The sequence below is a fragment of the Vibrio echinoideorum genome (assembly GCF_024347455.1).
Classification (GTDB): Bacteria; Pseudomonadota; Gammaproteobacteria; order Enterobacterales; family Vibrionaceae; genus Vibrio; species Vibrio echinoideorum.
The window spans coordinates 3,052,106-3,065,318 of record NZ_AP025483.1; the positions used below are offsets into that span (position 1 = coordinate 3,052,106).

At 44.9% G+C, this 13,213-nt stretch carries 9 protein-coding genes; 1 reads left to right on the forward strand and 8 read right to left on the reverse strand.

What is annotated here, in order from left to right; genetic code table 11:
• Nucleotides 1–93: 93 nt before the first annotated feature.
• From parC to nudF, 6 genes are all read right to left on the reverse strand, one after another.
• Nucleotides 94–2,352 (reverse strand): DNA topoisomerase IV subunit A, encoded by a 2,259-nt coding sequence (gene parC / locus OCV36_RS13750; RefSeq protein WP_017072799.1) that lies wholly within the window; start codon nucleotides 2,350–2,352, stop codon nucleotides 94–96.
• A 3-nt stretch (nucleotides 2,353–2,355) separates the two neighbouring features.
• Nucleotides 2,356–4,236, reverse strand: coding sequence for a DNA topoisomerase IV subunit B (gene parE, locus OCV36_RS13755; protein ID WP_017072798.1), 1,881 nt, complete (start codon nucleotides 4,234–4,236; stop codon nucleotides 2,356–2,358).
• 239 nt (nucleotides 4,237–4,475) lie between these two features.
• A complete protein-coding gene (gene yqiA, locus OCV36_RS13760) occupies nucleotides 4,476–5,081 on the reverse strand; it encodes an esterase YqiA (protein WP_135456216.1) in 606 nt (201 codons plus the stop codon).
• Complete coding sequence (gene cpdA, locus OCV36_RS13765; protein WP_102553856.1) at nucleotides 5,081–5,905, reverse strand: 3',5'-cyclic-AMP phosphodiesterase; 825 nt, start codon at nucleotides 5,903–5,905, stop codon at nucleotides 5,081–5,083. Before cpdA ends, yqiA begins: the two co-directional genes overlap by 1 nt.
• A 60-nt stretch (nucleotides 5,906–5,965) precedes the next feature.
• Entirely contained in the window at nucleotides 5,966–6,406 is a 441-nt protein-coding gene (locus tag OCV36_RS13770) for a DUF1249 family protein (RefSeq protein WP_017072795.1), read from the reverse strand.
• 4 nt (nucleotides 6,407–6,410) lie between these two features.
• A complete protein-coding gene (gene nudF / locus OCV36_RS13775; RefSeq protein WP_135456214.1) occupies nucleotides 6,411–7,040 on the reverse strand; it encodes an ADP-ribose diphosphatase in 630 nt (209 codons plus the stop codon).
• A gap of 227 nt (nucleotides 7,041–7,267) precedes the next feature.
• Between nudF and tolC the strand changes: the two genes are divergently transcribed.
• Nucleotides 7,268–8,596 carry an outer membrane channel protein TolC gene (gene tolC / locus OCV36_RS13780; RefSeq protein ID WP_017072793.1) on the forward strand — a complete coding sequence of 443 codons (1,329 nt, stop codon included), beginning with the start codon at nucleotides 7,268–7,270 and terminating at the stop codon, nucleotides 8,594–8,596.
• 159 nt (nucleotides 8,597–8,755) lie between these two features.
• On the opposite strand, the gene hldE is transcribed toward tolC, so the two are convergent.
• Both hldE and glnE read right to left on the reverse strand, forming a co-directional pair.
• Entirely contained in the window at nucleotides 8,756–10,186 is a 1,431-nt protein-coding gene (gene hldE / locus OCV36_RS13785; protein ID WP_017087492.1) for a bifunctional D-glycero-beta-D-manno-heptose-7-phosphate kinase/D-glycero-beta-D-manno-heptose 1-phosphate adenylyltransferase HldE, read from the reverse strand.
• Between the two features lie 121 nt (nucleotides 10,187–10,307).
• Nucleotides 10,308–13,157 carry a bifunctional [glutamate--ammonia ligase]-adenylyl-L-tyrosine phosphorylase/[glutamate--ammonia-ligase] adenylyltransferase gene (glnE, locus tag OCV36_RS13790; protein WP_135456212.1) on the reverse strand — a complete coding sequence of 950 codons (2,850 nt, stop codon included), beginning with the start codon at nucleotides 13,155–13,157 and terminating at the stop codon, nucleotides 10,308–10,310.
• Nucleotides 13,158–13,213: the final 56 nt, after the last annotated feature.

The window sequence follows — 13,213 nt, forward strand, 5'->3', positions numbered from 1 at the left end:
TTGAACTCAAACTGTAAAATGCAAATACAAAAAACCCAGCTCTCAGGCTGGGTTTTCTTTTATCCGATCATGGCATCAAACTAACATAGTCGCCTATGATTCACTTGGCTCATCGATATCAATGCGAGTAACTCGCTGCAACCCTCTAGGCAGTAAACCACCACGACGACCACGTTCACCACGGAAGTTTTCAAGATCCGCAGGTTTCAAGCCAAGCTTGCGTTTACCCGCGTAGATAGTCAGCGTTGCATTCTCAGGGATAGCCATTAGATGCGAGACAAACTCTTCACGCTCTTTTGCTTTCGCAGAAGGGATATTAATGATCTTGTTACCCTTACCTTTGCTCAATTGAGGTAGGTCTTTAATCGGGAACAACAACATACGACCTTGATTAGTAATCGCCAGAATCTGGTTAGTGTCCAAGTCAGCAATCGGGCTTGGTAACATCACTTCAGAAGCTTGCGGCAAGTTAACTAACGCTTTACCGCTCTTATTCTTAGACAATAAATCACTGCCCTTACAAACAAAGCCATAACCCGCATCAGAACCGACTAACCATAACTGTTCATTCTCTCCCATCACTACTTGGCGAATAGACGTACCAGGGCTGACGTTCAAGCGACCTGTAATTGGCTCACCTTGGCTTCGCGCCGATGGCAGTGAGTGAGATTCAAGGGAGTAGCTTCGGCCATCACTGCCGAGGAACACCGCTTGTTGGTTACTCTTACCCTTAGTGCTTGCTAAGAATTTATCACCTGATTTGTAGTTCAAGCCTTCAGCGTCAACTTCATGCCCTTTAGCATGACGAATCCAACCTTTCTCAGAAAGCACAACCGTAATTGGTTCGCTTGGAACTAAGTCACGTTCTGTTAGCGCTTTTGCTTCAGCACGTTCAATCAACGGTGAGCGGCGATCATCGCCATATTTATCTGCATCTGCTTGGATTTCTTTTTTGATCAGCGTATTCAAGCGACGCTCTGAACCTAGTAGTTTTTCAAGCTTTTCACGTTCAGCTTCAAGCTCTTCTTGCTCAGCTCGAATTTTAAATTCTTCTAACTTAGCTAAGTTACGAAGTTTAATATCGAGAATCGCATTGGCTTGAATTTCAGAAATGTTGAAACGGTTCATCAAAACAGGACATGGTTCATCTTCTGTTCTAATGATTTCAATCACTTCATCAATATTTAGATAAGCGGCAAGTAAGCCTTCTAAGATGTGCAAACGTGCCAGTACTTTATCTAAACGGTATTGCAAACGACGGCGAACGGTCGAACGACGAAACTCAATCCACTCTTTCAGGATTTGAACCAGACCTTTAACTTGAGGACGGTTATCTAAACCAATCATGTTCAAGTTAACGCGGAAGTTTTTCTCAAGATCCGTCGAAGCAAACAGGTGACTCATCAGTTGGTCACAGTCGATACGGTTTGAACGAGGAACTACGACGATACGTGTTGGATTCTCGTGATCTGATTCATCACGCAGATCGTCCACCATAGGGAGCTTCTTAGCTCGCATCTGGTTCGCAATTTGCTCAAGTAACTTCGCACCTGACACTTGATGAGGTAAAGACGTGATAACAATATCAGAGCCTTCCTTGTGCCATACCGCGCGCATCTTGATGCTGCCACGGCCTGTACGGTAGATCTTTTCGATGTCCGACTTCGGCGAAATAATTTCAGCTTCTGTCGGGTAATCTGGGCCTTGAATGAAACCCATCACATCTGGAAGTTCAGCTTTAGGCGTATCAATCAAATGAATCGCTGCATTCGCGACTTCACGCACGTTGTGTGGCGGAATATCGGTCGCCATACCTACCGCGATACCGGTAATACCGTTCAGCAAGATGTGAGGCAGGCGAGCTGGCAACATTTGAGGCTCTTTCATCGTGCCATCAAAGTTTGGCTGCCAATCAACGGTACCCTGACCTAATTCACCAAGTAACACTTCAGCAAATTTCGACAGCTTTGCTTCGGTATAACGCATCGCAGCGAATGATTTCGGGTCATCCGGAGCACCCCAGTTACCTTGACCATCAACCAACGGGTAACGGTAAGAGAATGGTTGCGCCATCAGTACCATCGCTTCGTAACAAGCAGAATCACCGTGTGGGTGATACTTACCTAACACGTCACCAACCGTACGAGCTGATTTTTTATATTTCGATGCAGCTGATAAGCCGAGTTCCGACATCGCGTAGATAATACGACGTTGAACGGGCTTCAAACCGTCACCAATATAAGGCAATGCACGATCCATGATCACGTACATTGAATAATTTAAGTAGGCGTCTTCGGTGAACTTGCGCATCGGCAATTGTTCAACACCATCATATGTAATTTCGTTAGACATCCATTATACCTCGGCCATATCACCGTTAGTCTGTAGCCATGCACGGCGATCATCTGCACGTTTCTTACCAAGCAGCATGTCCATCATCTCGTTGGTCGCGTCGTTGTCATCAATAGTCAGCTGAACAAGGCGACGAGTATTTGGATCCATAGTGGTTTCACGCAACTGAAGCGGGTTCATTTCACCCAGGCCTTTGAATCGTTGCACGTTAATCTTGGCTTTCTTCTGAGATAGTCGCTCAAGTACCCCATCTTTCTCTGAATCATCGAGTGCATAGAACACTTCTTTACCGCAATCGATTCGGTACAGAGGAGGCATTGCCACATAGATATGGCCCGCTTCAACCAATGCATGGAAATGGCGAGTAAACAATGCACACAATAGTGTCGCGATATGAAGACCATCCGAGTCCGCATCGGCAAGGATACAGATTTTACCGTAACGCAAACCCGATAAATCATCATTGTCAGGGTCTATACCCAGAGCAACCGAGATATCGTGAACTTCTTGTGAAGCTAACACTTGGTCAGCCGAAACTTCCCATGTATTGAGGATTTTACCGCGCAGTGGCATTACCGCTTGAAATTCACGGTCACGAGCCTGCTTAGCAGAACCGCCCGCAGAGTCCCCTTCCACGAAGAAGATTTCGGTACGGCTTAAATCTTGAACTGAACAGTCGGTTAATTTACCCGGCAGTGCTGGACCAGAAGCAATTTTCTTACGTACGACTTTTTTACTCGCACGCATACGACGGTGCGCGTTAGCAATGCACGCTTCTGCAAGTAATTCTGCGAGCTGAGGCTTTTCATTCAACCAAAGACTAAACGCATCTTTCACTACACCAGAAACAAACGCAGCAGTTTGGCGAGAAGATAAGCGCTCTTTAGTTTGACCCGCGAATTGAGGGTCTTGCATCTTCACAGAGAGTACGTATGAACAACGATCGAAGATGTCATCACCCGTTAGCTTAACGCCACGTGGTAGTAGATTACGGAATTCACAGAACTCACGCATTGCATCAAGCAAACCTTGGCGCAGGCCATTTACGTGAGTACCGCCTTGCTTAGTTGGTACTAAGTTCACGTAACTCTCGGTGATCATATCACCGCCTTCTGGTTGCCAGATAATCGCCCAGTTCGCCATTTCTGTTTCAGCAACGAATTCGCCAACGTAAGGTTCTTCAGGCAATAAGGTGTAACCCTTCACACCTTCAGCAAGGTAGTCCTTTAGGCCGTCTTCGTAATACCACTTATGTTCTTCACCGCCAACTTTATCGACAAAGGTAATTTCTAAACCCGGGCAAAGTACAGCTTTCGCGCGCAGGTTATTGATAAGACGTAAAACTGAAAACTTAGAGCTATCGAAGTATTTTGGATCGGGCCAGAAATGCACCGTAGTACCGGTATTACGGTGACCACAAGTACCCGTCACTGTCAGATCAGTCACTGCATGACCGCCCTCAAGGGCTATCTCATGAACTTGACCATCACGACGAACTGTTACTTCAACACGTTTTGAAAGTGCGTTTACGACCGAGATACCTACACCGTGTAAGCCACCTGAAAACTTGTAGTTATTGTTTGAGAATTTACCGCCAGAGTGGAGCTTAGTTAAAATCAGCTCAACACCTGAGATCCCTTTTTCAGGGTGGATATCAACCGGCATACCACGGCCGTCATCAGTAACTTCTAACGATTGATCAGCATGAAGCACGACTTTAATTTTCTTAGCGTGTCCCGCTAGTGCTTCATCGACCGAGTTATCAATGACTTCTTGGGCAAGGTGGTTAGGTCTTTCAGTCTCGGTGTACATTCCCGGGCGGTGTCGCACGGGATCGAGACCTTCAAGTACCTCGAGGTCTTTTGCATTATATTGTTCAGTCATAATACGGAGTTTACTCAAAAAGTTTGCGTCAGTTCGCGGGCTCTAGTTTCACTAAAGCAGAATTAATACTATGAACCGTCATAGTAGAGCGAATGAGCGAAGTATTGGGGAATATAGTCTGGAAGCTGAGTAATGATGTCAAGCTAGTTCAAAAACTAAGACATCAAACTATGATATTTCACCATTGATAGATGAAATAACAGGCAAACAAGAGAAAATCACTCGGTTGGTGAAACAGATTAAAGATTTAGAAAGGTGATGATTTGTTGTGGGTAGCGCTCAAAATCCACAAAGCTATGATCACCGCCCTCTTCTACTGTTTGTGTTGCACCTTGGTACTTATCTACCGCTTGTCGGTAATCCAGAACTTCGTCTTCCGTTTGCTGAAGTAACCAGAAGTCACTCGGCTTAGCGAGAGCCGGTACATCTAATGCCTTCAGTTCATCGATATGTTTTGTTTCCAGCACATATCGCTCATCTGTATATGGGTTTACTTGTTCACCGAGATAGTCGGCAAGAAGTTCATACGGCTTCACTGCAGGATTTACAACCACCGTTTTAAAACCATAGTGACTATTCAACCACGTAGAAAGATAGCCACCCAATGAACTACCGACTAACGCTATCTGGTATTGCTCTTTATATTGCTCCACCAGCTGCTGCAAATGAAGTGCAGCTTGCTGAGGAAAACTCGGCAGTTGAGGCGTAATCACCTTAATATCTGCTCGATGCTCAGCGCAATAGTCTGCCATCACCATCGCTTTGTGGGAGCGTGATGAACTGTTAAAACCGTGAATGTAGAGAAGCAGTGATGGCTTAGCGGTTTGCTGATTAAAATCCGTCATTAGTATCCTCCTGCAGTAAAATCAGGTAGGAATTGCCCATGAGGTAAACGGCGAACTTCTGTAGTAACCGTACCATCTTGATGCAATTCAATCTCTCGCCAGCCTGGAGATAATGTATCAACAGCAAAGTCGTTCGAGTTTGGTTTGAATTGAACACAAGTCGATGGGGTTGCCATGACTTGTACACCATGATGATCTCGGTTCATGTCTTGATGAACGTGACCACACAGTACCGCTTTGACATTGGTGTGTTGTTGAACCACATCCCAAAATTGATCAGCGTCTTTTAGGTTGTGTTGATCTAGCCACGCACTACCAACCAATAATGGGTGATGGTGCAGCAAAACCAAGGTGTTACGCTCTGGGAACTCCGTCAACTTTTTTTCGAGCAGGTCAAGTTGTTGATCACTGAGACGTCCGTGTGGAACACCTACAACTTGAGAGTCGAGCATCACCATTTGCCAGTTATCGCCTAGCAAGACATGCTCAACACATTGTATTTGTGGTGATGGTAAAACACTGCCCATATTAGGCTTGAAATCATGATTACCTGGCAGCCAATAACATGGCCTTTCCAAAGGTTGAATGCCTGATTCAAATTTTTGGTACGACTCAGCACTGTGATCTTGAGAGATATCACCCGTCGCCAAGATCGCTTCATAGTCGAAGCCTTGGTTAACAATGCCATCGACTACAGCACGAAAGCTATCTTGTGTATTGATGCTTAATAAGCTGCCGTTGCTCGGCGCAAATAAATGCGTGTCCGTTAGCTGCACGAGCTTAATACTGCTCTCATCAAATTTTGAAGTGTGTGATAATTCCAAAATAACAAATCCAGATACGTTACTGTTTAAACTTTAAAAGTGTTCTTACAATGGGCTCAATTAAAAAGGCATTGGCGAACGGCTGATACCCGTTTTTAAACAAAACGTTAACCATTCTCCAAGAAATTTGTTCAACTGAAATTTCTCATCCTTTTGCATAAGCTTAGCGTTGGGGTAGTCATATTTCGCTTTAACACGCGAAAAATCCCCGCTGGCGCACACTTCTGCAACTCGAGCGTCGTGATATAGCCTGACAGACATTTTTGGCAAAGGAAACACTGGTGTCTCGTCACTCTGACATATATCTATTAATGTGGTGTATTTTGTGACCTCATTCACTGTCAATTGATACACCATATTAACGGCTTGGTAACAGCGAACGTCACCAACCTCATGCCCAACCGGTAACAGAGCGTTAAGTTTGGCATAGTTAGTCTCGTAAACTCGCATCAATTCAGCAAGATCAACATGATACGGCTTTTTGACCGCTATATTTGGCATGACGTTAACCGTTCCACTTTGACTGTAATTCTTGGTAGTTCAATTGTAGCCACTGCAGCGCAATGATCGTGGCTCCATTTTCAAACACACCTTCTTTTACTAACTGATAAGCCGTATCGCGAGTCATCACTTGCACACGAATATCCTCACCTTCGTAATCCAATCCGTGTACACCTTTTGCTGTCGTGGCATCAATACAGCCAACAAAGACGTCGAGCTTTTCTGAACAACCGCCAGACGAAGGGTAATACGAAGTGATAGGCAATACAGATCCGACTTCAACTCCCGCCTCTTCCATTGCTTCACGACGGGCAACATCTTGTGGTGATTCATCCGTATCAATAATCCCTGCAACAATTTCGTATTGCCATGGGTTTTCATGCTCTAAAGCCCCAACACGGATCTGTTCAACGATCACCACTTCATCACGAATAGGATCATAAGGTAACAAAGCGGCAGCATGACCACGCTCAAACATTTCGCGCTCTATTGGTTGGCTCCAGCCCCCCTCAAACAACTTATGTCTAAATGTGTATTTAACCATTTTGAAAAAGCCACGAAACAGAGTCTCTTTTGAGACTATTTCCACATCTTCAGGAGTAAACTCATGTCGTTGATTGTCATACTGTTGCATTTGGTACCTCACTAAGTGATCTTTATAGTTTACTCATTGTCCGAGTTAACTACCAAGGATAAGGTTCAACTTTTTATATAAAATTTATAATTAAAGTTAAGTTTTAAAAAATAAATATTGCACAAGTGGACAGTTAAATGTAAAAAAGTGCAAAGTTTCGAGTAAATTACCACCAAACTGGGTTAAACTCTTTTGAAGAAAATTCCATTAAAGGCAGGAATAGGAAAATGAAAAAACTGCTTCCACTATTTATCAGTGCAGCAATCGGCAGCCTGAGTTCGTCAGCTTTTGCTGATACGCTAGCTGAAGTTTACGACCAAGCAAAACAGAACGATCCACAACTTCTTCGTTCAGCAGCGCAGCGCGATGCCGCTTTTGAAGCAGTAACGTCAAGCCGTAGCTCTTTATTACCGCAAATCAATTTGACTGCGGGATACAACCTTACTCGTGGTGAGACAGATTTAGATTCATCACCGACGCGAGATAATGATCAAAATGCTCTGACAGCCGGCATTAGCTTTTCTCAAGAACTGTACCAACGCTCTTCTTGGATCACGCTAGATACTGCTGAGAAAACTGCTCGTCAATCTGATTCATCGTACGCAGCAGAGCAACAAGCTTTGATCCTTCGTGTTGCAACGGCATACTTCGAAGTACTTCGAGCTCAGGATAACCTAGAGTTTGTTCGTGCAGAAAAAGCCGCGGTTGCTCGTCAACTAGAGCAAACTAAGCAACGTTTTGAAGTAGGTCTTTCAGCAATCACCGATGTACATGATGCGCAAGCTCAGTACGATGGCGTATTGGCTGACGAAGTTTTAGCAGAGAACACTCTGATTAATAACTACGAAGGTCTACGTGAGATTACAGGTCAGGAACACTCTAACCTAAGCATCCTAGATACTGATCGTTTCTCAGCAAGCAAATCTTCTGAATCTGCAGCAGCACTTGTTGAACAAGCAGAACAAAAGAACCTGAGCCTTCTAGCTTCACGTATCTCGCAAGATATAGCTAAAGACAATATTTCCCTACAGAGTTCAGGTCACCTACCATCGCTAACTCTTGATGGCGGATATGACTACACTGATATTGGTTCAAGTGATACTTCTGACGGTACAACAAACAACTTCAATGTTGGCGTTAACTTAAATGTACCTCTATACACCGGTGGTAGCACAACTTCTTTGACTAAACAGGCTGAATACAACTACGTTGCAGCAAGTGAAGATCTAGAAGCCACTTACCGTAGTGTTGTAAAAGACGTACGTGCATTCAACAACAACATCACAGCTTCGATCGGTGCTCTACGCGCTTACGAACAGTCTGTTGTTTCTGCTCAGTCTGCTCTAGAAGCAACAGAAGCAGGTTTTGATGTCGGTACTCGTACTATCGTTGACGTACTAGACTCAACTCGTCGTCTATACGATGCGAACAAAAACCTTTCAGATGCTCGTTACAACTACATCCTAAGTGTACTTCAACTTCGTCAAGCGGTTGGTACACTAAGCGAACAAGACATTGTTGATGTAAACGCAGGTCTAAAAGTAGCAAGTAAGTAATTTTAAATCCTAGTTGAAGGCTCTAACCTGAGTCTTTAAAAAGCGACCAAATTACAGATAAAAAAATGCCGCTCATTGAGCGGCATTTTTATTGTCTATTGAAAGCTAGATTTACTACCTAACCAAAGACTTAAGGCTAGCAAACCAGAAGGCTAAGAACTAACCTCGACCGCCTTTAATCGCTTTAATGATTTCAGTGGTAGAACAACCGTCTTCAAAGTTAAGTACTTTCACTTCACCACCCGCTGCAATCACTTCCTCACCACCAGCAATCTCTTCAGGTTTGTAATCACCACCTTTCACCAAAATACTTGGCAATACCTCAGAGATCAAACGTTGAGGAGTATCTTCAGAGAAAGGAACAACCCAATCAACCGCACCTAAGCCAGCCAATACCGCCATACGACGATCGGTTGGGTTCACAGGGCGACCTGGGCCTTTCAAGCGTTTCACTGATTCATCAGTATTCACTGCGACGATCAAACGATCGCCTAATTCAGCAGCGTGGTTCATATAAGAAACATGTCCGGCATGTAGAATATCAAAGCAGCCATTGGTCATAACCACTTTCTCGCCTTTCGCACGAGCACGCTTCACCGCTTCAACCAGTGCAGCTTCAGAAATCACACCGTAATCTGTGTCTTGGCTACCATGAATAGCTTCCGCTAACTCGATAGTAGAAAGTGTCGATGTACCCAGCTTACCGACGACCACGCCAGCAGCAGCATTTGCTAATGCGCACGCTTCATCAAGTGGTTTTCCCGCCGCAACAGAAGCAGCCAATACAGAAATAACCGTATCACCAGCACCTGTTACGTCATACACCTCTTTCGCTTGAGTCGGCAAGTGGAATGGTTCCAAACCTTTGCGAAGCAAAGTCATACCGTGTTCGCTACGAGTAACAAGTAATGCTTCAAAGTCGAACTCTTCAATTAACGCGAGTCCTTTTTCGATCATTTCTTCTTCAGATTTTACTTTGCCCGCAACCAGTTCGAACTCAGCCATATTAGGCGTAAGCAAAGTCGCACCACGGTAACGTTCAAAGTCTGCGCCTTTCGGGTCAATGAATACCGGAACCTTTGCCGCACGTGCTTTTTGAATAAAACTTTGCACATGCTCCAAGGCACCTTTTGCGTAATCAGATAGGATCACCGAACGTACATTAGGAAGCGCTTGCTCCATGCGAGACAAAACAAGCTCGGGATCCGTGTTCTCAAATTTGTCTTCAAAATCAAGGCGGATTAGCTGTTGTCCTCGGCTCATCACTCGCAATTTAGTAATAGTTGGATAGTCTTCTAACTCAACGAAATCACATTTAACTTTTAGTGCACCTAGGGTGTTTTTTAACACCTCAGCAGGCTCATCTTTTCCAGTCAAACCAACGATATGAGCATGCCCACCAAGAGAGGCAATATTCATTGCTACGTTGGCAGCACCACCAGGACGCTCTTCGTTATTTTCTACTTTCACAACGGGTACAGGTGCTTCTGGTGAAATACGGCCAGTTGGGCCATACCAGTAACGGTCAAGCATTACGTCACCGACAACAAGAACGCCTGATTGGCTGTAGTCAGGTAGAATTGGTTTCATTATGGATCTCCAAAAATCGAATCTGGCTAGAGTCTAGCACACTGATTACAGTGGCTAAACTATAGATAAATGAGTAAAAGCCTATCAAGATAGACACATCAGTCACTACGTTATGACTTGGTTAAGCTTCCATCCATTGCTTCCATGCTTGAACAACATGTTCTCTTTCCATCTCAAACTTCTCAATCGCCACATCCGCATCAAGGTTGAGTAGATTACGATGATGGATTTCATCTCTTAACGTCGTATAGACATTGGTTAATGCCATGCCTTGCTGCTCGTCCATAATCCCCTGTGACAACAAGCTTTCAAAGATTCGTACATTGTCACACCAACGGGTGAGCTTAGGTTTTTCGTTGCTGTATCTCAGCACTAAATATTGCGCCAAGAACTCAATATCAGTAATACCGCCCGCATCTTGTTTCAGCATGAACCGATCGGCTTTTTTACCGCCTAAATGACCGCGCATTTTTTCACGCATATCCACAACGGACTTTTTGAGTGTTGCCTCATCACGAGCCAAGCACAGAACCTCATGGCGAGTTTTGTTGAATGCCGAAGCCAATAAGTCATCGCCGTAAATCATGCGAGCACGAGTTAGAGCTTGGTGCTCCCAAGTCCACGCATCATTGTGCTGATACTCGTCAAAGGCATCCGTTGGACTAACCAATAGACCAGAGGCACCTGAAGGGCGCAGACGAGTATCGACCTCATACAAAATACCGGAAGCGGTTCTAGTTGAGAAAATATGAATAATTCGCTGTGCCAATCTTAGATAAAACTGGCGTCCATCAATCTCTTTCTTACCATCAGTATAGATGTGTACCGGACAGTCGTGCATGAAGACAATATCAAGGTCTGAGTTATACCCCAGCTCCCAGCCGCCAACTTTGCCATAACCGACAACCGCAAAACCACGACCTTCACGATCTTTTACATGAGTCGGTTCACCAAACTTGGCCGATACTTGTAACCAAGCTTGGTTAATACCCGCCTCAACAATCGCTTCGGCTAAATAGGTCAGGTGATCACTGACCTTCATGACAGGCAGAGCACCTGCAATATCCGCGGCTGCAATCCTCAAGATACAAGTCTGCTTAAACTGACGCAGACCTTCCATCTGTTGCTCCATATCATCTTCAGGAATACGAGCTAGGTAATCTCGCAGCTCAGTCTTGTAAGACTCTAAAGGTACGGGATTATAAAGTTGCTGAGGGTCAATAAGTTCATCTAATAGAATAGGATAACGGCCAAGCTGCTCCGAAATCATCGGGCTCGCAGTACATAAACGAACTAACTGAGTTAACGCGGCTGGGTGTTCATCCAATAGCTCAAGGTAAGTGGTGCGCGTGACTATTTTATGGAGAAGGTGCAACACTCGAGATAAACCAAACTCTGCATCCTTGGCGGTGTACAACGCTTGGAACACTTTAGGCATCAAGCGATTTAAAACCTCCCGTCCACGTGGGCCAAGGGTTTTCTTCGCTAAATCCGCTTTAAATTGGATAATGGTTTTCGCCGCTTCCGGAGGGCTAACTGCGGCAATATCATGCTCTAACACTTGCTCAATCACATCGGGCTTATGGGCCATGTCCCACAACTCACTAAAGTGACTCGGGATAGGGTTAGTATCGTCTTCGTCAACTCCAATCAGATCTTCAAACACGGTATGCACATTGGCCATGTGAGTACGAGTTGCATTGATTAAGCCGTCCCAATCTGAAAGTTGCATTGCTACAGCGAGTTGCAGTTGTTCACGTTCACCGTCTGGTAAGGTTTGAGTTTGCTTATCGGCCATCGCTTGCAATAGGTTTTCAAGGCGACGTAAAAACAGGTAGGCCTCACGTAAATGACCGACTTCTTTGGTCTCTAATAAATTGAGAGACTCAATAGCACTTAACGTTTCTAGTAACCCTCGACCACGCAGGCTAGGCTCGCGCCCGCCACGAATCAATTGAAAAACTTGCGCAATAAATTCAACTTCACGAATACCACCAGAACCAAGCTTGATGTTATTGGAGAGGCCACGACGGCGAACTTCACTGCTGATCATCGACTTCATTCGACGCAGAGATTGAATGGCACTGAAATCGATATAACGACGAAACACAAACGGGCGCAACATCTGGCGAAGCTCTTGATATTCAGGGTACATTTCACTACCCATCACTCGCGCCTTAACCATCGCGTAGCGTTCCCAATCTCGGCCTTGTTCTTGATAATAATCTTCTAGCGCAGCGTAACTCATGACCAGTGGACCACTCTCACCGAAGGGGCGCAGGCGCATGTCTACTCGGTAGCAGAATCCGTCAAAGGTTTGCTGATCAAGCGCCTTAATAATACGTTGCCCTAAACGCGTGAAAAACTGTGCGTTCGCAATGCTGCGTCTTGCACCTTGAGTTTCACCATTCTCAGGGTAGGTAAAAATCAAATCGATATCGGAAGAGAAATTAAGCTCGCCACCACCCAACTTACCCATACCAATAATCAACATAGGTTGTGCTTCACCTTGGTCATTACAAGGTGTGCCCCACTCTTTACAGCAAATGTTATATTGCCATTGGTAGGTCTCGAAGATCATCGCCTCGGCAAGCATTGATAGATGGCTTAAGCTCTGCTCTAACGCCCAAGAACCCATAAAATCACGCCAAGCAATATAGGTCATTTCACGATTGCGGAATTGGCGTAATACACGTTGGCCACTCATTTCATCCGCGCAACCAGAAAGCAATTCAGCCAATCGCTCACGATACCCTTCTGCACGCTCTTCGCATGCCAACATATCAGGCAAAGTACTGGATAGAATCGCATCGCGCTGTAAGCAATCCCCAACAAAACAGCTCAAGCCTAATACACGCTTGAGATCATCAATCAATGGCTCTGACCAAGTATTGATGGCTTCATTTTGATGTTCTAACAATTGCTCAAAAGCAGACTGAGAATGTGTGATGAGTTGAGAAGGCAATGGCATGTTTCTTCCTTGTGTAAGCTGCGCGCCGAACAATCGGTTCTGTACTTTAATAAATC